The following is a 24441-nucleotide window of genomic DNA, read 5'->3' on the forward strand; positions in this document are numbered from 1 at the left end:
TCGAAGGTTCCTGAAATTTACCGATGGTGTATGTCGCCAGCCGTGCGCTGGAAGTGCCGGACCTGGATCTGGAAGCCGTTGCGCAAGCCCACGTACAGGCTGTCCGCATGGGCCAGCCCGGCCGCGTTGGCCCAGCGGGCCAGGTCGTCCTGTTCAAAGCCAAGCCACAGGTCGCCGCAGGCTTCGCGGGCCCACCCCTGGTCATGGCTGCACAACTCGGTGACCAGCAGGCTGCCGCCTGCCTTCACCCGTTTGGCCAGCTGGCGCAAGGCCAGGGCCGGGTCGCTGAAATGGTGCAGTACCATGTTCAGCACAACGCAGTCGGCGGCCACATCCGTGGCACCCAGTGCATCGGCCAACTGCAGGGTCACATTGTCGAGCCCCTCGCGCTGGCACACCTGGCGCGCCAGTTCGAGCATGGTCGCGCTGTTGTCCAGCGCAGTGACGTGGGCAAACCGCCGGGCCAGGTCGGGCAGAAAACCACCGTCGCCGGGGCCGACTTCCAGGGCACTGGCCGCCGGGTCGAAATGCAGCTTGTCGAGCAGCGCCAGCAGGCTCTCGCGGTACTGCGGCAGGCCGGCGATCAGGTCTTGCTGGGCGCGGAACTTTTCTTCCACGCGCAGGAAGAAGTCCTGGCTGGTGACCGCGCGGCGTTGCTGGACCTGCGCGATGCGCGTCTGCACATCGGCCGGCAGGGCCAGGGCATCCACCTCTTCCAGCAGCGCCGCGTGCAGCCGGCCACCCAGGCGCAGGCTGTCGGGCAGGGCGCGGCGGTAGAAGATGGCATTGCCTTCACGGCGGGTGGCGACCAGCTCTGCCTGGGCCAGCACCTTGAGGTGGTGGCTCATGCCCGACTGCCCGATGCCGAAGATCTGGGCCAGCTCCAGTACACCGAACGAGTCGTTGGCCAGGGCTCGCAGCACATTCAGGCGCAAGGCGTCGCCACTGGCCTTGCACAGGGCGGCCAATGTTTCGCATTGCTCGGGGATCGATTGCACACGGAGGTTCATGGGCGGGCAGTCTAGTCAGGCATTGGTGCCCTAGCAAGGCCAATATCAAAAAGTTTTGATATTGGCGATGAGTTGCAGCCTTCAAACTGCAGGCTACAGGCTCCAGAGCACTCCGGCTCGGCCCCTGCTTCTTTCTTGAAGCTTAAAGCTGGCCGCTTGGCGCTTAAATGTTTGCCCCAAGCCCCCCAGTGGGCGAAAATGGTCGTCTTTTTCGTGACACCACCTCTACAAGCCCCCCAGGAGACCAGCGATGCCCAGCCGTCGTGAACGTGCCAACGCCATTCGCGCCCTCAGCATGGATGCCGTGCAAAAGGCTAATAGCGGCCACCCAGGTGCCCCCATGGGCATGGCGGATATCGCCGAAGTACTGTGGCGTGACTACCTGAAACACAACCCGAGCAACCCGCACTTCGCCGACCGCGACCGCTTCGTGCTGTCCAACGGCCACGGCTCGATGCTGATCTACTCGCTGCTGCACCTGACCGGCTACGACCTGTCGATCGACGACCTCAAGGCCTTCCGTCAGTTGCACAGCCGCACCCCGGGCCACCCGGAATACGGCTACACCCCGGGCGTGGAGACCACCACCGGCCCGCTCGGCCAGGGTATCGCCAACGCCGTGGGCTTCGCCCTGGCAGAAAAAGTGCTGGCTGCCCAGTTCAACCGTGACGGCCACACCATCGTCGACCACAACACTTATGTGTTCCTGGGCGATGGCTGCATGATGGAAGGCATCTCCCACGAAGTCGCCTCGCTTGCCGGCACCCTGGGCCTGAACAAGCTGGTCGCCTTCTACGACGACAACGGCATCTCCATCGACGGCGAAGTGCACGGCTGGTTCACCGACAACACCCCTGCGCGCTTCGAAGCCTACAACTGGCAGGTGATCCGCAACGTCGACGGCCATGACGCCGACGAGATCAAGACCGCCATCGAAACCGCCCGCAAGAGCGATCGCCCGACCCTGATCTGCTGCAAGACCACCATCGGTTTCGGTTCGCCGAACAAACAGGGCAAGGAAGACTGCCACGGCGCACCGCTGGGCAACGACGAAATCGCCCTGACCCGCCAGGCCCTGAACTGGAACTACGGCCCGTTCGAAATCCCGGCCGACATCTATGCCGAGTGGGATGCCAAGGCTGCCGGTGCCCAGGTCGAAGCCGAGTGGAACCAGCGCTTCGACGCCTACGCCAAGGCTTACCCGGAGCTGGCTGCCGAGTTCAAGCGCCGTACCCGCGGCGAACTGCCGGCCGACTTCAGTGCCAAGGCCCAGGCCTACATCGAAGAAGTGGCTGCCAAGGGTGAAACCATCGCCAGCCGCAAGGCCAGCCAGAACGCCCTGAACGCCTTCGGCCCGCTGCTGCCCGAGTTCCTCGGCGGTTCGGCCGACCTGGCCGGCTCCAACCTGACCCTGTGGAAGGGCTGCAAGGGCGTCGAAGCCAATGACGCCAGCGGCAACTACGTGTTCTATGGCGTACGCGAGTTCGGCATGACCGCCATCATGAACGGTGTTGCCCTGCACGGCGGCCTGGTGCCTTACGGCGCGACCTTCCTGATGTTCATGGAATACGCCCGCAACGCCGTGCGCATGTCGGCGCTGATGAAGCAGCGTGTGATCCATGTGTATACCCACGACTCCATCGGCCTGGGCGAAGACGGCCCTACCCACCAGCCGATCGAGCAGCTGACCAGCCTGCGCAGCACGCCGAACCTGGACACCTGGCGCCCGGCTGACGCCGTTGAATCCGCTGTGTCCTGGAAAAACGCCCTGGAGCGCAAGGACGGCCCTTCGGCGCTGATCTTCTCGCGCCAGAACCTGCAGCACCAGGCGCGCAGCGCGCAGCAGATCGCCGACATCAGCCGTGGTGGCTATGTGCTCAAGGACTGTGCAGGCGAGCCTGAGCTGATCCTGATCGCCACCGGTTCGGAAGTGGGCCTGGCGGTTCAGGCCTTCGACAAGCTGACCGAGCAGGGGCGCAAGGTGCGCGTGGTTTCCATGCCGTGCACCAGCGTGTTCGATGCCCAGGATGCTGCCTACAAGCAGTCCGTGCTGCCGCTGGAAGTGGGCGCGCGCATCGCCATCGAAGCCGCCCACGCCGACTTCTGGTACAAGTACGTCGGCCTGGAAGGCCGCGTGATCGGCATGACCACCTACGGTGAGTCGGCGCCGGCTTCGGCCCTGTTCGAGGAGTTCGGCTTCACCCTGGAGAACATCCTCGGTACTGCCGAAGAGCTGCTGGAAGACTGATGTAACCCGGGAGGGCAGTGACGCCCTCCAGGTCGTGCAAGGGGAGGGCTCTGCCCTCCATCGCGACACAAGGCCGCTCCTACAGGGTACTGCGCATGCCGCACCCTGTGGGAGCGGCCTTGCGTCGCGATGGGCCGCCACGCGGCCCCAACCGCCATCATGCGTTAGCGAGCCAACGAATGCCCCACCTGCGTCCCTACAAAGTTGCACTCAACGGTTATGGCCGTATCGGCCGCTGTGTCCTGCGCGCGCTGTTCGAGCGGGGGGCGAAGGCCGGTTTCGAGATCGTTGCGCTGAATGACCTGGCCGACCAGGCCAGCCTGGAGTACCTGACTCGCTTCGACTCCACCCACGGCCGCTTCCCTGGCCAGGTGAAGGTCGACGGCGACTGCCTGCATATCAATGGCGACTGCGTGAAAGTCATGCGCAGCGCCACCCCCGAAGGCATCGATTGGGCTGCCCTGGGTATCGACCTGGTGCTGGAGTGCTCCGGTGCCTACAACACCCGCGCCGACGGCCAGCGCTTCCTCGATGCCGGTGCCCCGCGCGTGCTGTTCTCCCAGCCCATGGCCAGCGAGGCCGATGTCGATGCCACCGTGGTCTATGGCATCAACCAGGCTTGCCTGACCGGCCAGGAGCGGCTGGTTTCCAATGCCTCCTGCACCACCAACTGCGGCGTGCCCCTGTTGCGTGTGCTGGACCAGGCGTTCGGCATCGAGTACGTGCAGATCACTACCATCCACTCGGCGATGAACGACCAGCCGGTGATCGACGCCTATCACCACGAAGACTTGCGCCGCACCCGTTCGGCCTTCCAGTCGGTGATACCGGTGTCCACTGGTCTGGCGCGCGGTATCGAGCGCCTGCTTCCGGAACTTGCCGGGCGAATCCAGGCCAAAGCGGTACGCGTGCCGACCGTCAACGTGTCTTGCCTGGACATCACCCTGCAGACCGCCCGCGACACCAGTGCCGCCGAGGTCAACCGGGTGCTGCGCGAGGCCGCGCTGGCCGGCCCGCTGAAAGGCTTGCTGGCCTACACCGAGCTGCCGCATGCCAGCTGTGATTTCAACCATGACCCGCATTCGGCGATCGTCGATGCCAGCCAGACGCGTGTTGCCGGGCCCCGCCTGGTCAACCTGCTGGCCTGGTTCGATAACGAATGGGGGTTCGCCAACCGTATGCTCGACGTTGCCGAACACTATCTGCACGTCGTTCACCCAACCCGCAATAAACAGCCCTGAAGGACTGCATTCATGACCGTGTTGAAGATGACCGACCTCGACCTGCAAGGTAAGCGCGTACTGATCCGCGAAGACCTCAACGTGCCTGTGAAGGACGGTGTGGTAACCAGCGACGCGCGCATCCTGGCAGCGCTGCCGACCATCAAGCTGGCCCTGGAGAAGGGCGCGGCGGTAATGGTCTGCTCGCACCTGGGCCGCCCGACCGAAGGCGAGTTCTCTGCCGAAAACAGCCTCAAGCCGGTTGCCGAGTACCTGTGCAAGGCCCTGGGCCGCGAGGTGCCGCTGGTTGCCGACTACCTGGGCGGCGTCGCGGTGCAGGCCGGTGAGCTGGTGCTGTTCGAGAACGTGCGCTTCAACAAGGGCGAGAAGAAGAACGCCGACGAGCTGGCCCAGCAGTACGCTGCGCTGTGCGACGTGTTTGTCATGGACGCGTTCGGCACCGCGCACCGCGCCGAGGGCTCGACCCACGGTGTGGCCAAGTTCGCCAAGGTTGCAGCTGCAGGCCCGCTGCTGGCTGCCGAGCTGGATGCCCTGGGCAAAGCCCTGAAGGCGCCGGCCAAGCCGATGGCGGCTATCGTCGCCGGCTCCAAGGTTTCCACCAAGCTGGACGTGCTGAACAGCCTGAGCGCGGTCTGCGACCAGCTGATCGTCGGTGGTGGCATTGCCAATACCTTCCTGGCCGCTGCCGGCCACCCTGTCGGCAAGTCGCTGTACGAGCCGGACCTGGTCGACACGGCCAAGGCCATCGCTGCCAAGGTCAATGTGCCGCTGCCGGTTGACGTGGTGGTCGCCAAGGCGTTCGCCGAAGATGCCGAAGCCACCGTCAAGGCCATCGCCGATGTTGCCGCCGACGACATGATCCTGGACATCGGCCCGCAAACCGCAGCCCAGTTCGCCGAGTTGCTGAAGTCGTCGAAGACCATCCTGTGGAACGGCCCGGTCGGCGTGTTCGAGTTCGACCAGTTCGGCAAGGGTACCCAGGTGCTGGCCAAGGCCATCGCCGACAGCGACGCGTTCTCCATCGCCGGTGGCGGTGACACCCTGGCGGCCATCGACAAATATGGCGTTAGCAAGGAAATCTCCTACATTTCTACCGGTGGCGGCGCGTTCCTCGAGTTCGTCGAGGGCAAGGTCCTGCCAGCCGTGGCAATCCTGGAAGAGCGGGCCAAGGCCTGATGACTTCGGCGCCTGGCAAAGGGAGTGGCCTGATGGTCAAGCAATTGCCTGTGATGGTGCTGGCGGGTCTGCTGAGCGCGTGCTCCGGCAGCCCGGCTTCGCCTGACGACCCGGCGCAGCCGCCCAAGGGCGGCTGCTACCAGTCCGAGTGGCAGGCCGAGACCGTGCCGGTGATCAGCAAGCGTGTGGGCCCGGAAGGCCTGGAAAAGTACGACGAAGACCACCAGCGCAAGGCGCCGGGTTGCCCTTGATCGGGTAACAGGCAACCTGAAGGCTGATTTGTGGTCTTGGAAAGGGGCCGCCGTGCGCCCTTCGCGGGCTTGCCCGCTCCCACAGGTACCGCGCTTGACCTGTGGGAGCGGGCAAGCCCACGAAGGGCTGCAAAGCAGCCCCAAATCGAGGAAACTGAATGAAAGCGCTTTTGGCCGTGACGGTCCTGGCGACACTGGCAGGCTGCTCACTGCTGCAGCCGGCGCAACCCGCCCCGGCAGACAACTGGACCCGCTGGGTCTGCGATACCCAGGCCGAGGTGCTGTGGCGCTTCGCCGATGCCCAGCGTGACCAGGTCGACGTGCGCCTGGGCGGCGGTGACCAGGTCTACCGGCTCAAGGCCGAACCAGGTGCCTCGGGCGCGCTGTACAGCGATGGCATGCTGGCCTTCCACACCAAGGGCGAAGAAGGCCTGGTGTACTGGGTGGCAACCAACGATCTGATTGGGCGGGGCTGCAAGGCACCGTGACTGGCCGGGCCGCAATGGCGGCCCACACTACTTGAACAGCAACCGCCCCTGCGGCAGGCTTGCACGAAACATACGACGCTTGTCGGGAGAGAGATACACAATGGCACTCATTAGCATGCGCCAGATGCTGGACCACGCCGCCGAGTTCGGTTACGGCGTACCAGCTTTCAACGTCAACAACCTCGAGCAGATGCGCGCCATCATGGAAGCGGCCGACAAGACCGACTCCCCGGTGATCGTGCAGGCCTCGGCCGGTGCCCGCAAATACGCCGGCGCCCCGTTCCTGCGCCACCTGATCCTGGCTGCCATCGAAGAATTCCCGCACATTCCGGTGTGCATGCACCAGGACCATGGCACCAGCCCTGATGTCTGCCAGCGCTCGATCCAGCTGGGCTTCAGCTCGGTCATGATGGACGGCTCGCTGGGCGAAGACGGCAAGACCCCGACCGACTACGAATACAACGTGCGTGTCACCCAGCAGACCGTGGCCATGGCGCACGCCTGTGGCGTTTCGGTAGAAGGCGAGCTGGGCTGCCTGGGTTCGCTGGAAACCGGCATGGCCGGTGAAGAAGACGGTATCGGTGCCGAAGGTGTTCTGGACCACAGCCAGATGCTGACCGACCCGGAAGAAGCCGCTGACTTCGTCAAGAAGACCCAGGTCGATGCATTGGCCATCGCCATTGGTACCAGCCACGGTGCCTACAAGTTCACCAAGCCGCCAACCGGTGACATCCTGGCCATCGAGCGTATCAAGGAAATCCACAAGCGCATCCCCAATACCCACCTGGTGATGCACGGCTCCTCGTCGGTACCGCAGGAGTGGTTGGCGATCATCAACCAGTACGGTGGCGAGATCAAGGAAACCTACGGCGTACCGGTTGAAGAAATCGTTGAAGGCATCAAGTACGGCGTGCGCAAGGTCAACATCGACACCGACCTGCGCCTGGCTTCCACCGGTGCCATGCGCCGCCACATGGCCATGCACCCGAGTGAGTTCGACCCTCGCAAGTTCTTCGCTGAAACCGTGAAGGCCATGCGTGATGTGTGCATCGCCCGTTACGAAGCGTTTGGCACTGCCGGCAATGCCTCGAAGATCAAGCCGATCTCCCTGGAAGGCATGTTCCAGCGTTATGCCAAAGGCGAGCTGGCGGCCAAGGTCAACTGATCGAACCGTTGAGCGTTATAGAAAAACCCGCAGAAATGCGGGTTTTTTTTGCTTGGCATTCAGGCCTTGGGAGCGGTTTGGCGGCCCCCGGCATCAGGCTCACAGTCATGTTGCACAGCTACCGTTAGTCGACTAATTTCTTCGTCCATGGCTTATTGCCATGCCTTGCATTGCGTCTTTCGTAGCCACGGCTAGAGTTAAGCTCGGAGCCAATAGCAAGTCGTAGTTGGACATACAAGAGAAGCAGCATGGATGGCGCTTACCCTCAGCCACTGGATGGCAGTTCGGTTCTTCTGGTGGTAGACGATTACCCCGAAAACCTCATCAGCATGCGGGCTTTGCTGGCTCGGCAAGATTGGCAGGTGTTGACAGCCGGTTCGGGGATGGAAGCCCTCAGCACCTTGCTGGAGCATGATGTCGACCTGGTCCTGCTGGACGTGCAAATGCCGGAGATGGACGGCTTTGAAGTTGCCCGGCTGATGCGCGGCAGCCAACGTACGCGGCTGACACCGATCATTTTCCTGACCGCGAACGAACAGTCCGAAGCGGCCGTGCTCAAAGGCTACGCCAGCGGCGCCGTGGACTACATGTTCAAACCGTTCGACCCCAAGGTTCTCAAGCCCAAAGTCCAGGCCTTGCTCGACCAGCAGCGCAACCGGCGCATGTTGCAGCGCCTGACCCGGGAGCTGGAAGCCGCCAGGGCGTTCAATGGGTCGATTCTGGAGAACGCCGCCGAAGGCATTCTGGTGGTGGACGCACAGGGCGTGATCAGCTTTGCCAACCCGGCCATTTCCCGCTTGCTGGCGGCTCCCGTGCAGCACATTCAGGGCGCCCAACTGCTCGACCTGGTGCAGCTTCCCGCTGCCTGCCCGTGGCTTGAATCGGAGTTCTACCGCGCTTACCTGGGGCAAGAAATCTACCGCGTGCACGACGCGCAACTGCGCACGCTGGCCGGCGAGCTTGTTCCGGTGGCATTGTCGTGCGCGCCGTTGCCAGCCGACCAGCAGGCCATGGTGGTGACCGTGCTGGACATGTCGGCAGTGCGCAACCTGCACCAGCAACTGGAGTACCAGGCCGTTACCGACCCGCTGACCGGCCTGCTGAACCGCCGCGGCTTCTACCAGGCGGCCGAAGGCGCTCTGTTGCGCAACGAGCGCTCGGACAAGGCCCAGGCGCTGATGTACATGGACCTGGACGGTTTCAAGCGCATCAACGACACCCTTGGCCATGACGCCGGTGACCGGGTGTTGCGCTGGGTCGCCGAGCAACTCAAGGACTGCCTGGGCAGCGAGGCCTTGCTGGCGCGCATGGGCGGCGATGAATTCACCGCGCTGTTCGACAGCCTGCCTTACCCGGAGCAGGCTGGGCGTTATGCCGAGCGGCTGCTGGAGCGGGTGTCCATCCGCCATGAAGTGGACGGCCTGGATGTGTGCCTTGGGGTGAGCATCGGCATTGCCACCTATCCGGAATGCGGTGCCAATGTCGAAGGCCTGCTGCGCGCAGCCGATGCGGCGATGTATGCCGCCAAGCAGGCCGGGCGCCAGCAGTACCGCTTTTACGACCAGGAACTCAACGGGCGGGCGCGTTCGCGGCTGATGCTCGAAGACAGCGTGCGCACCGCCATCGAGCAACAGGACTTCACTCTGGTGTACCAGCCGCAGGTCAGCTTCATCGATGGCCACCTGCGCGGCTTCGAGGCCTTGTTGCGCTGGCAGCACCCGAGCGTCGGCGATGTGCCGCCAGGCCTGTTCATTCCTCTGCTCGAGGAAGCCCGGCTGATCAACCGGCTGGCCAGCTGGATCTACCGCCAGGGCGCGGCCCAACGCCATGCCTGGTACCAGCACTTTCCCGCAGACCTGGTGCTGGGTATCAGCCTGAGCCGTGCGCAGTTCGTCATGCCCGGGCTGGTCGAAGAACTGCAGCGGGTGATCCAGTTTTACCAGTTGGACCCGGCGCAACTGGAGGTCGAGGTTGCAGAGACCTCATTGATGTACAACATCGATGCGGCGGTGAAACAGATCCATCGCCTGCGCGAGCTGGGCGTACGGGTGGCGCTGGATGACTTTGGCGCCGGCGACTGTTCACTGCGCATGCTGCGGGACCTGCCGATCGATACCCTGAAGCTGGATCGCCACCTGGTGGCACGCTTGCCTGATACGGCAGTGGATACCGCCTTGGTGCGCAGTGTCATCAGCTTGTGCGCCGACTACGGCATCACGGTCATTGCCGAGGGCGTGGAAACCCCGGCCCAGGCAGCCTGGCTCAAGGCCAATGGTTGCGAGTATGTGCAGGGTTTCCTGGTGGCCCACCCCATGACCGCCTCGGACGCTACCCGCTTCCCGGTGATTTTCTCCTGGCCAGCGCCATGATTGGCTAGAATCGGCATTCGTTACGCCGAATGCACTGCCATGACCGTATTACGTTACCTGCAAGCCTACCCGCCGCACCTGCAAGAGCAGGTGCGCAAGATGATCGACAGCGACCGCCTTTGCGAGTACCTGCAGCGCCGCTACCCCGGGCGCCATGATGTGCAAAGCGACAAGGCGCTGTACGGCTATGCCCAGGAACTGCGCCAGCAGTACCTGCGCAGTGCGCCGGGCCTGGACAAGGTGTTGTTCGATAGCCGGCTCGACCTGACCCACCGCGCGCTCGGCCTGAACACCGCGGTGTCGCGGGTGCAGGGCGGCAAGCTCAAGGCCAAGAAGGAAATCCGTATCGCCTCGCTGTTCAAGGAGGCCGCACCGCAGTTCTTGCGCATGATCGTGGTGCATGAGCTGGCGCACTTGCGCGAGCGCGACCACAACAAGGCGTTCTACCAGCTCTGCCAGCACATGGAGCCCGATTATCACCAACTGGAATTCGACCTGCGCGTCTACCTGACCTACCGGGAACTGCCGGGCAACCTCTAAGGAACATGCAGCATGGACGTGAGCAAGACCAAAAGCAGCTTCTACCGGCGCCTGTACGTAGCCTGGCTGATCGACAGCCGCACCGCGACCAGCGTGCCGGCCCTGGTGGAAGCCACCGGTATGCCGCGGCGCACCGCCCAGGACACCATCGCCGCGCTGGCCGACCTGGACATCGTTTGCGAGTTCGAGCAACAGGAAGGCGCGCGCAACCACGCCGGGCATTACCGTATTCGTGACTGGGGCGCGGTCGACAAACAGTGGATCAGCCAGCATCTGCGGCAGATCCGCGACGTGCTGGGTTACCCTTGAGGCCAAAAATAGAGGCAAAATGACACTATTGGCCGCTGCCCCCGGCAGTGCGGTTGTGTAATCTCACCCGCAGTGTGTGCCCTCCATGGCAAAAGGACATAAGCATGCGGCCACTGCTTTGTGCGCTGGGAGTACTGGCAATCTTGCTGGCAACACCTGCCCTGGGCCAGGGCAAGCTGCGCCTGGTGGCGGACAAATGGCCCCCGTTCACCGATGTAGACCTGCCGGGCGGTGGCCTGGCGACCAGCATCGTCACCACGGCGCTGGCCCGTGCCGGCTACGCCAGCATCTATGAGGAGGCGCCCTGGGCGCGGGCGCTGCAGGGCGTTGCGCAAGGGCGCTACGACGTGTTGATCGATGCCTGGTACAACGAGGCGCGCGCCAGCATCGGGCAGTTCTCCACGCCATACCTGACCAACCGTATCCGCTTGCTGCAGCGAAAAGGCCAGGCGATACGCTACCGGCAACAGTCGGACCTTTACCCCTACACCATCGCTGTCGTGCGTGATTACGCCTATTCCCCTGGGTTCGACGGCGATCCGCGCCTGCACAAGGTGGCGGTGCGCACCTTTTCCTCGGCACTGCGCATGGTCGCAGCAGGGCGAGTAGACCTGGCGGTGGAAGACGAGTACGTTGCCCGCTACAACCTGCAGCGTGAACCGCAGCAGGTGCGTGACGAGGTGGTGCTGGTTGAGCCGCCGCTGGGGGAGAACACCCTGCATATCCTGGTCAGCCTGAAGCACCCGGAGCGTGCGCGGATTGTCGAGCGGTTCGAGCAGGCGATCGCAGCGATGAAGGCCGATGGCAGCTATGCCCGGCTGCTGCGCCAGCATGGCTTTTGAGCTTGGCTGGCGTTACCGGCCTCTTCGTGGATAAAGGCCGGGTCAGGCCTCAGCCCGGGTTGCCTTCCTTGATCAGGTGCGCGGCCAAGGTCCGCAATGGCCCCAACTGCCGGCAGATCAGCGCCAGTTGTGTCTGCACCAGCCGTTGATGTTCATCCAGCTCATCTGGCATCTGCTCCAGGGCGTTGGCCAGCGCTTCTTCGGCATCGCTGTGAATGGCCACGGGCAGCCGCGCTGCCAGGCCGTTGGCGATTTCGTCCAGGCTGCTGGCCAGGCTTTGCCCGGCACCTTCGATCAACTGTTCCTGGGCCTGGGCCGGCAATGCCGTATCGCGGTGCGCGCCCAGCCCCGAGAGGTAGCTGAGCAGGGTGTGCGACAGCACCAGGAACCGGAAGCCGACATCGGCCTCCTTACGGAAATGCCCCGGCTCCATCAGCATGTTGGCCAGGGTGGTGGACAGCGCCGCGTCGGCGTTGTGGGCATTGCGCCGGGCCAGGCGGTAGGCCAGGTCGTCGCGCTTGCCGTGGGCATACTGCTGCATTATCTGGCGCAAGTACACGCTGGCACAGGCCAGGGTATTGGCCAGCGCCTTGTTCAGGCGCCGCCCCTGCCAGTCAGGCAGGAACAGGAACACCGCAAGGATGGCAATCAGGCTGCCCACCAGGGTATCGAACAGGCGCGGCAGGAACAGGCCGTAGCCGTCGCCGATCTGGTTGAAGCAGAACAGTACCATCAGCGTGATCGCGGCCGTGGCCAGGGTGTAGCGGGTCGTGCGGTTGACGAAGAACACCACCCCGGCAACTACGGCGAACAGCGACTGGATAAGCGGGTTGGGGAACAGGTCGAACAAGGCCCAGCCAACGGTCAGGCCAATGGCCGTGCCGAAAATGCGCTGCACCAGCTTGCGCCGGGTCGCACCGTAGTTGGGCTGGCAGACGAACAGGGTGGTGAGGATGATCCAGTAGCCCTGGGTGGGGTGGATCAGGTGCACCATGCCGTAGCCGATCGACAGCGCCAAGGGCAGGCGCAAGGCATGCCGGAACAGCAGCGACGTGGGTGTCAGCTGGGTACGCAGGCGGGTCCACACGTCTTTGAGCGAGCGTGGCGAGCGGTCGAGCAGGCTGCTGTCACTGGCGTCGGCCAGGCTGTCGGGGTTGCTCGCGGCACTGAGCAGGCGGTCGAGCGTGGCCAGGTTGGCAGCCAGGGCCCGCAGCGAGCGCAACAGGCCGCGCCAGGCCGGATTGTTTTGCAGGCGCAGGTGCTCCAGCGCAGCGTTGAGGTCTTCGAGGGCCTCGGGATAACCGCTGGCCAGCACGAAAGGCTGTCGCAGGCGGATCGAGCGGGCCAGCTCCTGGCAGGACGAACCCTGTTTGCGCAGCAGGCGCTGGCAGCGGAACATCACGTCACTGTGAAAGAACGTTTCGGTCAGGGCGTTGTAGGGGTAATGCGAGGCACTGACCCGCTCGTGGATGTCCTGGGCCAGGAAATACAGCTTCAGGTAGCGGCTGACCTTGGAGTTTGGCTGGCTGTTGCCGACCCGGTGCAGGATGATTTCCTTGGCCGCGTTCAGGGCTGCCACCACCTTGCCATTCTGCTGGGCCAGGGCCAGGCGTGTGGCCTCGACGTCTAGGGTGCGCACCGGCTCGAACAGGCTGGCCTTGAGTTTCAGGTAGCTGCCCAGTTCGAAGAACAGCTTGGCCAGGCTCTGCTGGACCGGCTGGTTGGAGAACAGCGCCTGCCACAATACCGATAACAGCCCGTACCAGGCCGCGCCCGCCACCAGCAGCATGGGCTCGTGCCAGAAATCCGTGACCTGGCCGCCGCGCTGGTCTACGCCGATCATGGTATACACCGCGGTGATCAGGGTTGCCGAGGCAATGGCCCCGTAGCGCTCGCCCAGTGCGCCGAGCATGGTCAGGCTGAACGCTGCCAGGGCCAGGGCGATGGCGAAGAACCAGGGGTAGGGGAACAGCAGTTCGACCGCCAGCGCAGCAATGGCGAAACACACCAGGGTGACGGCCAGGGCGCTGAGGCGGCCCTGCCAGCTGTCGTCGGTTTCGGCCAGGGCGCTGGCGATGATGCCGAGGAACAGCGGGATCAGCAGGGCCATCTCGTTCTGGTACCAGCACAGGGCCAGGCTGCCGGTGAGGGCGATGGTGACCCGGATGCTATAGCTGAACTTGTCTTGGCCCCACAGGCGACGCAGTGACTGACGGAACGAGCTCGATGACATGTTGGCCTGCTAGGCAGTGATCAGAGGAATACCTTTCAGAACCGGTTACTGGGGCCGCTTTGCGGCCCTTCGCGGGCGCGCCCGCTCCCACAGGTACTGCACAAAACCCCGTGGGAGCGGGCATGCCCGCGAAGGGGCGCGAAGCGGCCCAGATTCCGGCGCTGGGCACGGGCCAGCAAAAAGCGTTCCGTGCTGCTGAATGGATTCTACTCTACACGAACTGCGCTGCGGCGTTGGCCGATGCCCAGGCCCACTGGAAGTTGAAGCCACCCAGGTGGCCGGTGACATCCAGCACTTCGCCGATAAAGTACAGCCCGGGGCTTTTCAGCGACTCCATGGTCTTGGACGACACTTCGCGGGTATCCACGCCGCCCAGGGTCACTTCGGCGGTGCGGTAGCCCTCGGTGCCCGCAGGCACCACCTGCCAGTTGGCCAGCTTCTCGGCAATGTGCGCCAGTTCTGCCGGGGTGTACTGCTTCATGGGCCTGGACTCGAACCACTGCTCGGCCAGCAGGTTGGCCAGCTTGCGGGTGAACACTTCGCCCAGCACGGTCTTCAGTTCGGCATTGGCGCGCTCGGTTTGCATCTGCTGCAGCCAGGTGAGTGCATCGCGGTCGGGCAACAGGTTGATCTCGACAGTGTCACCGGCTTCCCAGAACGACGAGATCTGCAGGATTGCCGGGCCACTCAGGCCACGGTGGGTGAACAGCAGGTTTTCGCGGAAGCTGGTGCCGTTGCAGGTGGCCGTGCAATCAAGCGAAGTGCCGGACAGCTCGCTGCACAATGCCTTGAGTTGTGGCTCGGTGATGGTGAACGGCACCAGCCCGGCGCGGGTCGGCAGCAGGGTGTGGCCAAACTGGCGCGCGACCTGGTAGCCGAACCCGGTGGCGCCCAGGGTCGGGATCGACAGGCCACCGGTGGCGATCACCAGTGACTGGCAGGCGAACTGCCCGCCGCTGGTCTGCAGCAGGTAGCCGCTTTCGGTTCTTTCGATCTGTTCGATGCCGGTGTGCATGCGGATTTCGGCACCGGCCTCGTCGCATTCGGCCAGCAGCATGTCGAGGATGTCGCTGGCCTTGTTGTCGCAGAACAACTGGCCGAGCTTCTTCTCGTGGTACGCCACGCCGTGCTTGCACACCAGCTCGATGAAGTCCCATTGCGTGTAGCGGGCCAGCGCCGATTTGCAGAAATGGGCGTTGTGCGAGAGGAAGTTGGCCGGTTCGGTGTACATATTGGTGAAGTTGCAGCGCCCGCCGCCAGACATGAGGATCTTCTTGCCTGGCTTGTTGGCGTGGTCGAGCAACAGTACCCGGCGGCCGCGGCGGGCGCTGAGCTGGGCGCACATCAGGCCGGCGGCGCCGGCGCCGAGGATGATCACGTCGGTGGAGTGCACGGTGTTACCTCATGGATAGCCGGGGCCGCTGTGCGGCCCATCGCAGGCAAGCCAGCTCCCACAGGTACTGCACAAGTCTGAAGGCCTGTGGTGACCCTGTGGGAGCTGGCGTGCCTGCGATGGGCTGCAAGGCAGCCCCAAAAAATGTCAGACGATGCGGTGATCCTGTGGGAGCTGGCTTGCCTGCGATGGGCTGCAAAGCAGCCCCAAAAATGTCAGACGATGCGAACTTTCAGGGACCGGCCCTTGATCTTGCCGCTGTTCAAGCGCTGCATGGCCTGCTTGGCGAGCGCCCGCTCCACTGCCACAAACGCCTGGAAGTCAAAGATCGCGATCTTGCCCACCTGCTTGCCCGGGATCCCGGCATCACCGGTCAACGCCCCGAGAATGTCGCCAGGGCGCAGCTTGTCCTTGCGCCCGGCGGCGATGCACAGGGTGCTCATCACCGGCAGCAGCGGCTCGCCGCCCTTGTTCTTCAGGCTGTCGAGCTGGTCCCAGCGCAGCGGGCTCTTCTGCAGTTGCTCGATGGCCTGGGCGCGGTGGCCTTCTGCCGGGGCAACCAGGCTCACCGCCAGGCCCTTCTCACCAGCGCGGCCAGTACGGCCCACGCGGTGCACGTGGATTTCCGCATCGCGTGCCAGCTCGACGTTGATGACCATGTCCAGGCCATCGATGTCCAGGCCGCGCGCGGCCACGTCGGTGGCCACCAGCACCGAGCTGCTGCGGTTGGCGAACATGGTCAGAACCTGGTCGCGGTCGCGCTGCTCCAGGTCGCCGTGCAGCGCCTGGGCGACGATACCCTTGGCGGTCAGGTGGGCAACCACGTCTTCGCACTGCTGCTTGGTGAAGCAGAACGCCACGCACGACTGCGGGCGATAGTGGCCCAGCACACGGGTCACCGCCTCCAGGCGCTGCTCTGGGTCGATCTCGATGAAGCGCTGCTCGATCTGGTTGTCGGTGTGCAGGCTCTCGACTTTCACTTGCTGCGGGTTACGCATGAAGTCGGCGGCCAGTTGCTTGATGCCGGCCGGGTAGGTGGCCGAGAACAGCAGGGTCTGGCGGCGCGATGGGGTTTTGCCGATGATGCTGGCAATGGCATCGAAAAAGCCCATGTCGAGCATGCGGTCGGCTTCGTCGAGCACCAGGGTGTTCAGGCCATCGAGTACCAGCGTGCCTTTGTCCAGGTGCTGCTGGATGCGCCCAGGCGTACCGACGATGATGTGCGCACCGTGTTCCAGTGAGGCGATCTGCGGGCCCAGCGAAACACCACCGCACAGGGTCAGGATCTTGATGTTGTCCTCGGCGCGGGCCAGGCGGCGCAGTTCCTTGGCGACCTGGTCGGCCAGTTCGCGAGTCGGGCACAGCACCAGGGCCTGGCAGCCGAAGTAACGCGGGTTGATCGGGTTCAGCAGGCCGATGCCGAAGGCGGCGGTCTTGCCGCTGCCGGTCTTGGCCTGGGCAATCAGGTCCTGGCCCTTGAGGATGACCGGCAGGCTCTGGGCCTGGATCGGAGTCATCGCGGCATAGCCGAGGGCGTCCAGGTTGGCCAGCATGGCAGTGGACAGCGGCAAGGTGGCAAAGGCGGTGGATTCGGTGGTCACGAGGCGGGCCTGCGGTGCGAAGCGAAAAATGCCGCATAGTCTACCAGCCTCGTGGCCATTCGCCCTAAGACTCCATGTGGTGTTCCGGACGACGGGCACGCCTTCCGTCCGTCGGTGCCAGCTGCAGGAAGATCGCCGCCGCCAGCATGGCCATCACGCCGATGGTGACGAAGGTCAGCTGGAAGGCGCCCAGCGTGGTGTCAACGCCTTCGGCACTGCCGGCGGCGGTGAAGCCGCCAAGCAGGGCGCCGGCGCAGGCCACGCCCAGGCTCAGCGCCAGCTGCGCGACCACCGATAGCAGGCTGTTGCCGCTGCTGGCGCTGGCATCGTCGAGGTCGATCAGGGTTACCGTGTTCATTGCCGTGAACTGCATCGAGTTGACCGCGCCCAGCAGCCCCAGCTGGATCAGCAACACGGCATAGGACGTCTGCTCGTCAACCAGCCCAAGGCTGGCCAGCAGCAGCCCCAGCAGCAAGGTATTGCTGGTCAGGATGATGCGGTAGCCGAAGCGTTCGATCAACGGCCTGGCAAGGGATTTGGCCACCATTGCCGCCGCCGCCAGCGGGATCATGCTCATGCCGGCCTGGGCCGGCGAATAGCCCAGTGCGACTTGCAGTAGCAACGGCACCAGGAACGGCAGGGCGCCGCTGCCCAGGCGCGCGAACAGGTTGCCCAGGATACCAATGGCGAAGGTGCGCACGCGGAACAGGCTGGGCGAGAACAGCGGCTCGGGGTCGCGCCCGGCGCGCAGCCAGTAGGCAGCCAGGCACGCCATGCCGGCAAACAGCAGCAGCATCACCCGCAGGTGCGGCAGGTGCAGCTCGCCGAGCCCCTCCATGGCAATGGTGATCAGCACCATCGCGGCGCCGAACAGCAGGAAGCCAGGGGTATCGAAGCGGGTGCGTTCAGCGCCGCGCAGGTCGGGGATGAACTTCCAGACGGCGTAGCAGCCCAGCAGGCCGACAGGCAGGTTGAGCAGGAAAATCCAGTGCCAGCTGAGGATCTCCACCAGCCAGCCGCCCACCGTCGGACCCAGCAGTGGCCCGAGCAGGCCGGGGATGGTAATGAAGCTCATGATGCGTACCAGCTCGCTGCGCGGGTAGGCGCGCAACACCACCAGCCGCCCGACCGGCAGCATCAGCGCACCGCCCAGGCCCTGCACCACACGGGCGAAAATCAGGAAGCCAAGGCTGTTGGCGGCGGCGCATAGCAGCGAACCAAAGCTGAACAGCAGGATGGCGCTGAAGAAGATGCGCTTGGTGCCGAAGCGGTCGGCGATCCAGCCCGAGGCGGGTATCAGCAGGGCCACCGTGAGCATGTAGGCAATGATTACGCCCTGCATCCGCAGCGGGTCTTCGGCCAGCGAGCGGGCCATGGCCGGCAGCGCGGTGTTGAGGATGGTGCCGTCCAGGGACTGCATGAAGAAGGCGATGGCGACCACCCAGGGGATCCAGCGGGCGGTGGCGGGGTCTAGCGGGGTGCGTTCGGGCATGACTTCCTCGTTTGTCAGTGCCGGCCTCTTCGCGGCTAAAGCCGCTCCTACAGGGGTTACGCGTTTGTTGTAGGAGCGGCTTTAGCCGCGAAAGGGCCGGCAAGTCCAATCACAATGTCAGGGTCAGGCCTTTGACCAGCGCACCTGGCAAATGACTCGACCCGGTGCTGCGTTGTCCATAGGTGCTGGTCGACAGGATCATCTCGCGCTCCTGGGTCAGGTCCTCCAGTTGGCTACCGAGCAAACTGTACAGGCTGTCATCGAAGCGCATGGTGCTCACTGGCCCCTGGATCTGCCCGTTCTCCACCCAGAAGGTGGCGAACCGGGTCAGCCCGGTCATACGCGCTGCTGGCAAGTCCGAGTAGTTGAGGTACCACAGGTTGCTGATGTACAGCCCAGTGCCCAGCCGCTGCAAGACCTCGTCCATGGGCAGGCCACCCGGTGCCAGGCTGAGTGCGCAGGGCGACTCGTAACTGTCGGCGCCGTTGGCCAGCAGCTTGAATTCGGCGGCGCTGCGCGCGCTGATCAGCCGTTGCGCCGCCCGGCCTTGCTGGATCAGCGGCACATCCAGGCGCGGTGAGCCTTCATCGGAAAACGCCGGGCTCAGCGAGCCGCTGACCTGCTCGGTGAAACTTACCAGCGGGCTCAGCCTTGCATCGCCGTTGTACAGGCGCTGCAAGGCGCTATTGCCGGTGGCCAGCGCCTGGGCGGAAAAACCGCCCCAGCACAGCATGCCGGCGATTTCGTCCATCGCCGCCGGGGCCAGGTAGGCACGGTAGCTGCCGGGTTCGAGGGTGACCGCCGGGCGCCCGAGGAAGCCCAACTGCTCCCGCGCCTGGCGCAGGCGCGCGGTGAAGTCGTCGGGGTTCCACACCTGGCCGGCGTAGTTGGCCTTCACCGCCTGGCCGTTTTCGTGGAACAGGCTCCAGTCGAAGTTGAAGCTGTTGGCCTGGTGCCAGCCGAAGGCGCCGAACGAGCTGGCGAAGCCCCGGCAGACCGGGCCCGCGGCATAAATGCCGACCAGGTCCAGATCACCCGCTTCGCGGTCGAGCAACGCCAGCACATCGCTGAGCTCAGGTAGCGGCTGCTGTTGCTGGCTGTAGCTGTGCCAGGCGCTTTCGTCCAGGCGCAGGTAAGGGTCGACGGCCAGCAGTGGCAGGGTCTGGCGCAGTTGCGCCAGGGCATCCGCCAAGCGTTGGCGGTCCAGTTGCGCATCGCCACTCAAGGTCACCTGCTGTTCGGCTTGGCGACCGTCGCGGATCAGCCGCAGCTGCGCGCTGGCCTGGCTGACATGCCCGGCCTGGCGCACCTTGGCGTGGTTGAAGCGCACGAACTGGGACTGCTCGGCGCTGTAGCCAAGGGTGAACTGCTCGCCACTTTCCAGGGCGGCGCGCACCTCCCCGGCCAGGGTTTCAAAAGCGTGTTTCATAAGGCGTCGCCTCCGAATACGTCGATCTGGCGGAACACGCAGGCCGGCGAGGCGTGGCCCACGCGCACCACCTGGTTGGGTTCGCCCTTGCCGCAGTTGGGCGTGCCCAGTACCTGGAAGGTGCTGCGGTCGCCGACCGCTGCCAGGTTGCGCCAGAACTGTGCGGAGATGCCACGGTAGTTGGGGTTCTTGACGATGCCCTTGAGCTCGCCGTTCTCGATCAGTTGGCCCCATTCGCAGCCGAACTGGAACTTGTTGCGCGCGTCGTCGATGGACCAGGACCGGTTGGTCCGCATCAGGATGCCGTGCTCGATGCCCGCGATGAGTTGTTCGAGTGAGTGCTCGCCCGGCTCGATGTTGAGGTTGGCCATGCGGTCGATCGGCGCACGGTTCCAGCCACAGGCGCGGCTGTTGGCCACACCGTCCAGGCCGGAGCGGAACTGCGATAGCGCGCCGCCCAGCGGGCGCAGCAGCAGGCCGTCGCGGATCAGGAACTGCTTGCTGGCCAGAGTGCCGTCATCATCGAAGCTGTAGCTGGCCAGTTCTTCGCCGATGGTCGGGTCGAAGGTCACGTTCAGCAGGCTGGAACCGTACTGCAGGTAGCCGAAGTCACTGGCTTTGACGAAGCTGGTGCCCGCGTAGTTACGCTCGTCACCGAGGATGCGGTCCATCTCCAGCGGGTGGCCGATCGATTCGTGAATCTGCAGCATCATCTGGTCGGGCATCAACAGCAGGTCGCGCGGGCCACTGGGCGTATTAGGGGCCAGCAGCAACTGCAGGGCCTCGTCGGCGACCCGGCTGGCGGCGCCAACCAGGCCACAACGCTCAACGATCTCGTAGCCGCCTTGCTGGCCGAAATTGTCGCGGCCCAGGCTGCGGCTCTGGCTGTCCTGGCTGTTGCTGGCAGTTACCCCCAGCCCCGGGAACAGAAAGCGCTGTGCATGGCGCAGCTCGGCGCCGGCTGAGTTCAGGTAGGTCTGCTCGACCAGGCTCAGGCCCAGACTGGCCTGCCAGTCCACCAGGCGGCTGTCCTTGGGTACGCTGGCTGATTCGGCGGCGAGCAAGCCAAGGCAGTCGGCCAGGCTGGGCACGGGCTGGTCGAAGTTGGGCGAGATGTGGTCGTGGCGGGCGCTGGGCACGGGTTGCCCGCGCAGGTCCAGCAGGCTATGCCGGGCGATCTGCCGTGCCAGTGCTTCGGCTTGCTCCAAGGCGCGCTGCAGGCCGGCCTGCGACAGGTCGGCGGTGGCCGCATAGGCCTCCACGCCATTGACCCGTACGGTGAGCATCGCGCCCTCGTCCTGGCTGAACGAGGGTGGCTCGGCCACATTGCGGCGAACCGAAAGCGCCTGGTGCGACTGTTTCACATGGCGCAGGGAAAACAACTCGGCCGTGCTGCGCAGCGCGGCAAAGCGCTGGCGCAGCAGGGCGCTGGAATCGAACATGTGCAAGCCTCCGTGTACACGGTGGCTCCCCCTAGAACCACTCGTCCTGCATGGCGAGGCAAGTGTCGTCGCGCGCCTCGAGCAATGCCAGCTCATTATGGCAGCCTGGTACTTCCCAGGTCAGGAAATAACGGGCGGCTTGCAGCTTGCCGAGGTAAAAGTCGCGCTCGCCAGCGTCGGCCTTGAGCAGCCCAAGTTCGGCGTGGACTGCCTGTTCCAGCCACCGCCAGCCGATTACACAGTGGCCGAAGGCCTTCAGGTACAGGGCCGAATTGGCCAGCGCGCCGGCGACTTGACCCTGGGCCAGGTCACCGAGCAGGGTCAGGGTGACCCCTTGCAGGCGGTTGACCAGTTGCTCCAGTGGCTGGCGCAGCGGGTCGAGGTTGGGGTGGTGGCTGGCGCGCTCGCCGGTGGCGGCGATTCGGCGAAGCAGTTGCTTGAGGCCGGCGCCATTGTTCTGCGCCAGCTTGCGGCCGAGCAGGTCGAGCGACTGGATGCCCTCGGTGCCTTCGTGGATCGGGTTCAGGCGGTTGTCGCGGTAGTACTGCTCCACCGGGTATTCGCGGGTGTAGCCGTGGCCGCCGAGAATCTGGATCGCCAGTTCGTTGGCCTTGAGGCAGAACGCCGAGGGCCAGGACTTGACGATCGGGGTGAGCAGATCGAGCAGTTCCTGCGCCTGGTTGCGGGCGCTCTCATCACTGCCGGTCTGGGTGTCGTCGAACAGGCGCGCGGCGTACAGGCCAAGGTCGAAGGCGCCTTCGACGTAGGCTTTCTGCGCCAGCAGCATGCGTTTCACATCGGTGTGCTGAATGATCGGCACCGCGCTGCTGTGCGGGTCCTTGTTGTCCGGCAGGCGGCCCTGCGGGCGCTGGCGGGCGTATTCCAGCGAATACAGGTAGCCGGCATAACCCAGCATCACCGCGCCCATGCCGACGCCAATACGCGCTTCGTTCATCATCTGGAACATGCAGGCCAGGCCTTGATGCGGCTGGCCGACCAGATAGCCGACGCACTGGCCGTTGTCACCGAAGTTGAGCGCCGTGGAGGTGGTGCCGCGCCAGCCCATCTTGTGGAACAGCCCGGCCAGCAGCACATCGTTGCGCGGACCGCAGCTGCCGTCGGGGTTGACGTGGTACTTGGGCACGATGAACAGCGAGATGCCCTTCACCCCAGGCGGGGCGTCCGGCAGCTTGGCCAGTACCATGTGCACGATGTTTTCCGACAGCTCGTGGTCGCCGCCGGAGATGAAGATCTTGTTGCCCTTGAGCCGATAGCTGCCGTCGCCGGCAGGTTCGGCGCGGGTGCGGATATCGGCCAGCGACGAGCCGGCGTGGGGTTCGGTCAGGGCCATGGTGCCGAAGAAGCGGCCTTCGATCATCGGCTGCAGGAACAGGCGCTTCTGCTCCTGCGTGCCGAAGCTTTCGATCAGGTTGGCCGCGCCCATGGTCAGGAACGGGTAGGCTGTGGTGCCGGCGTTGGCGGCCTGGAAGTGCGCGAAGCACGCTTGCGAGACCAGGCTGGGCAGTTGCATACCACCTGCGTCGTAGTCGCGGTTGGCGTTGAGGAAACCGGCCTCCAGGAACGCGTCGACGGCGGGTTTCACCTCGGGGATCAGCTCGGCGCGGCCGTCGACGTAGCGTGGCTCGTTTTCATCGGCTTTGCGGTTGTGCGGGGCGAAGAACTTCTCGGCGATGGTGCGCGCGGTGGTCAGCGCGGCGTCGAAGGTTTCGCGGCTGTGTTCGGCGAAGCGTGGGCGCTGGGTGAGGGCTTCGGCGTCGAGGACTTCGTAGAGTTCGAAGGCGAGGTTGCGGGGGCTGAGCAGGGTCTCGGGCATGGGGGCGGTCCTTGAGCGGGCTTGAGGCGAGTCTAGGATCGGCCGAATAAGACTGGCTACCATGATCGATACAAATGATGTTCAGTCACAGATCCTCGTATTTGGAGCGTGTGATGTTGATTGACGGGGGAAGGGGCTGGGTTGAGTGAGCGTCAACGGAACCAGATGCTCGCAGCAAGCATTCCAGCACCTGTGAGATCAAAAGGCATGCAGCTATCAGTCTTGGTACCTACGTGCGTCGTAGAAATTTCCTACGTCCAAAGTGATCTCTGGACTGGTGTGGCATTAGCCGCAAACTTCGTAACCTCCCGAGGGGATGAGGGACGTTTTTTTGCGAGCGACGGGAAAGACTACGCCAATACCCGTAGGGTTGTAAGTCAGAGGTGGATGCCGTTGGGCGAAAATGAGCGAAGTTTCGCCAGACTGTCGGCTATACATCGATATGGGGATGTACGACGGATAACGCAAAATTATGTACAGGCTGATGATCCATGGGCGATCACCGGGGAATCCTGGCACTGGCGTCCTGTTGTGCCTGACGAGGAGTATGAATATAGAAGAGGTGCCTATTGATGGTGTCAAATACTAAGAAGCTGCGCGCTATACATTTGCTTTGGGCGAGTATGGATACGTTTTATATTATTTTGTACATCTTGCGTAATGTTGCCCGAGGAGCAATACCTTTTTGGTCGGATTTAAATAGTGGTCTCGAAGTGGCGCGGAGTTGGGGTGGCTCAGGTCTTGTGATCTGGATCGGGCTGTTTTTACAGCTTTCAGTTATTGTTACATGCATGGGTTTTTTCAGGTGTCAAAAATTCGTGGTGTTTTTGGCGCTGGTGCAGATACCATTCAGATTTTTTTTCATTGTTCCGTCAGTTTCGGTGATTTTGCTCTTGCCCATGGTCGTTGCTGGTATCAATAACTGGATATGGGTTGGGTTGTTGCTTGCTTCAGAAGCGTTTAAGGGGTGGAGTATCTGGTGGCTTTGGCGTAACTCTGGGTCGCGCATCTTGGAACGATAGCGTGGCACCTGCTCGGCAACGGATGCCCGCTTTGTTCGCCGCAGCAGCTTCGGCGCCTGTAAGACCGAGCGCCGCCCGCGCGGCGCATCGCGAGCTGGCGCTCGCTCCTACGTTTGTTTCGGGCCAGTGAGGCCTGTGACAGGCGTGCGCGACCGCCTTGTTCATACGACACAATATCAAGCCATGCGCCAAAGCGTTCGCGCGCAAATTCCACAGGAATGATTGGCCCGAAACAAACGTAGATACTCTGTTGGCGGTCAAGCTTTTCTGAGGTGTTCAGAGCTGAAAAGCTTGGCCGTATCAAATGGCTCATCTCCGCTCATGCACGCCCAGATGCCTGTCAGGTACTTGCGCAT

19 protein-coding genes are annotated in these 24441 nt (G+C 63.9%); 11 read left to right on the forward strand and 8 right to left on the reverse strand.

Features of this window, described 5'->3' with window-relative positions; genetic code table 11:
- Nucleotides 1-17: 17 nt before the first annotated feature.
- Nucleotides 18-1010, reverse strand: coding sequence for a metalloregulator ArsR/SmtB family transcription factor (locus tag DMX12_RS10815; RefSeq protein ID WP_110677478.1), 993 nt, complete (start codon nucleotides 1008-1010; stop codon nucleotides 18-20).
- A 250-nt stretch (nucleotides 1011-1260) separates the two neighbouring features.
- Between DMX12_RS10815 and tkt the strand changes: the two genes are divergently transcribed.
- From tkt to DMX12_RS10870, 10 genes are all read left to right on the forward strand, one after another.
- Nucleotides 1261-3258 carry a transketolase gene (gene tkt, locus DMX12_RS10820; protein WP_029886254.1) on the forward strand — a complete coding sequence of 666 codons (1998 nt, stop codon included), beginning with the start codon at nucleotides 1261-1263 and terminating at the stop codon, nucleotides 3256-3258.
- A 179-nt stretch (nucleotides 3259-3437) separates the two neighbouring features.
- The gene (gene epd / locus DMX12_RS10825; RefSeq protein ID WP_009681378.1) at nucleotides 3438-4499 is read left to right on the forward strand and encodes an erythrose-4-phosphate dehydrogenase; all 1062 of its coding nucleotides are present in this window, start codon (nucleotides 3438-3440) and stop codon (nucleotides 4497-4499) included.
- A gap of 12 nt (nucleotides 4500-4511) precedes the next feature.
- Nucleotides 4512-5675 (forward strand): phosphoglycerate kinase, encoded by a 1164-nt coding sequence (locus tag DMX12_RS10830; RefSeq protein WP_110677480.1) that lies wholly within the window; start codon nucleotides 4512-4514, stop codon nucleotides 5673-5675.
- The gene (locus DMX12_RS10835) at nucleotides 5675-5926 is read left to right on the forward strand and encodes a hypothetical protein (protein WP_029886252.1); all 252 of its coding nucleotides are present in this window, start codon (nucleotides 5675-5677) and stop codon (nucleotides 5924-5926) included. The genes DMX12_RS10830 and DMX12_RS10835 overlap by 1 nt, the downstream gene beginning before the upstream one ends.
- A 158-nt stretch (nucleotides 5927-6084) precedes the next feature.
- Entirely contained in the window at nucleotides 6085-6414 is a 330-nt protein-coding gene (locus DMX12_RS10845; RefSeq protein WP_009681374.1) for an MliC family protein, read from the forward strand.
- A gap of 100 nt (nucleotides 6415-6514) precedes the next feature.
- On the forward strand, nucleotides 6515-7579 hold the full coding sequence (gene fba / locus DMX12_RS10850; RefSeq protein ID WP_009681373.1) for a class II fructose-bisphosphate aldolase: 1065 nt from the start codon (nucleotides 6515-6517) through the stop codon (nucleotides 7577-7579).
- A gap of 248 nt (nucleotides 7580-7827) precedes the next feature.
- Nucleotides 7828-9948: a bifunctional diguanylate cyclase/phosphodiesterase gene (locus DMX12_RS10855; RefSeq protein WP_029886251.1), complete on the forward strand. Its 2121-nt coding sequence runs from the start codon at nucleotides 7828-7830 to the stop codon at nucleotides 9946-9948.
- 39 nt (nucleotides 9949-9987) lie between these two features.
- Nucleotides 9988-10488 carry a M48 family metallopeptidase gene (locus tag DMX12_RS10860; RefSeq protein WP_110677482.1) on the forward strand — a complete coding sequence of 167 codons (501 nt, stop codon included), beginning with the start codon at nucleotides 9988-9990 and terminating at the stop codon, nucleotides 10486-10488.
- A gap of 12 nt (nucleotides 10489-10500) precedes the next feature.
- A complete protein-coding gene (locus tag DMX12_RS10865) occupies nucleotides 10501-10797 on the forward strand; it encodes a helix-turn-helix domain-containing protein (protein WP_110677484.1) in 297 nt (98 codons plus the stop codon).
- Between the two features lie 104 nt (nucleotides 10798-10901).
- Nucleotides 10902-11639: an ABC transporter substrate-binding protein gene (locus DMX12_RS10870; protein ID WP_110677486.1), complete on the forward strand. Its 738-nt coding sequence runs from the start codon at nucleotides 10902-10904 to the stop codon at nucleotides 11637-11639.
- A 49-nt stretch (nucleotides 11640-11688) separates the two neighbouring features.
- Here DMX12_RS10870 and yccS read toward each other — a convergent pair whose 3' ends face one another.
- The 7 genes from yccS to DMX12_RS10905 form a co-directional block, all read right to left on the reverse strand.
- Nucleotides 11689-13872 (reverse strand): YccS family putative transporter, encoded by a 2184-nt coding sequence (gene yccS, locus DMX12_RS10875; protein WP_029886249.1) that lies wholly within the window; start codon nucleotides 13870-13872, stop codon nucleotides 11689-11691.
- Nucleotides 13873-14083: 211 nt separating this feature from the next.
- The gene (locus tag DMX12_RS10880; RefSeq protein WP_110677488.1) at nucleotides 14084-15265 is read right to left on the reverse strand and encodes an NAD(P)/FAD-dependent oxidoreductase; all 1182 of its coding nucleotides are present in this window, start codon (nucleotides 15263-15265) and stop codon (nucleotides 14084-14086) included.
- 215 nt (nucleotides 15266-15480) lie between these two features.
- Nucleotides 15481-16818, reverse strand: coding sequence for an ATP-dependent RNA helicase DbpA (gene dbpA, locus DMX12_RS10885; protein WP_232108669.1), 1338 nt, complete (start codon nucleotides 16816-16818; stop codon nucleotides 15481-15483).
- Between the two features lie 112 nt (nucleotides 16819-16930).
- Complete coding sequence (mdtD, locus tag DMX12_RS10890) at nucleotides 16931-18358, reverse strand: multidrug transporter subunit MdtD (protein WP_029887785.1); 1428 nt, start codon at nucleotides 18356-18358, stop codon at nucleotides 16931-16933.
- A gap of 109 nt (nucleotides 18359-18467) precedes the next feature.
- The gene (locus DMX12_RS10895; RefSeq protein ID WP_110677490.1) at nucleotides 18468-19787 is read right to left on the reverse strand and encodes a TldD/PmbA family protein; all 1320 of its coding nucleotides are present in this window, start codon (nucleotides 19785-19787) and stop codon (nucleotides 18468-18470) included.
- The gene (locus DMX12_RS10900; protein ID WP_110677492.1) at nucleotides 19784-21229 is read right to left on the reverse strand and encodes a TldD/PmbA family protein; all 1446 of its coding nucleotides are present in this window, start codon (nucleotides 21227-21229) and stop codon (nucleotides 19784-19786) included. The genes DMX12_RS10895 and DMX12_RS10900 overlap by 4 nt, the downstream gene beginning before the upstream one ends.
- 31 nt (nucleotides 21230-21260) lie before the next feature.
- Complete coding sequence (locus DMX12_RS10905) at nucleotides 21261-23063, reverse strand: acyl-CoA dehydrogenase (RefSeq protein WP_110677494.1); 1803 nt, start codon at nucleotides 23061-23063, stop codon at nucleotides 21261-21263.
- A gap of 572 nt (nucleotides 23064-23635) precedes the next feature.
- Here DMX12_RS10905 and DMX12_RS10910 point away from each other — a divergent pair.
- A complete protein-coding gene (locus tag DMX12_RS10910) occupies nucleotides 23636-24085 on the forward strand; it encodes a hypothetical protein (protein WP_232108668.1) in 450 nt (149 codons plus the stop codon).
- The last annotated feature ends 356 nt before the right edge of the window (nucleotides 24086-24441 follow it).

Origin of the sequence: Pseudomonas sp. MB-090624, from assembly GCF_003205245.1 — a bacterium.
In the GTDB taxonomy this organism is placed as follows: Bacteria; Pseudomonadota; Gammaproteobacteria; order Pseudomonadales; family Pseudomonadaceae; genus Aquipseudomonas; species Aquipseudomonas juntendi.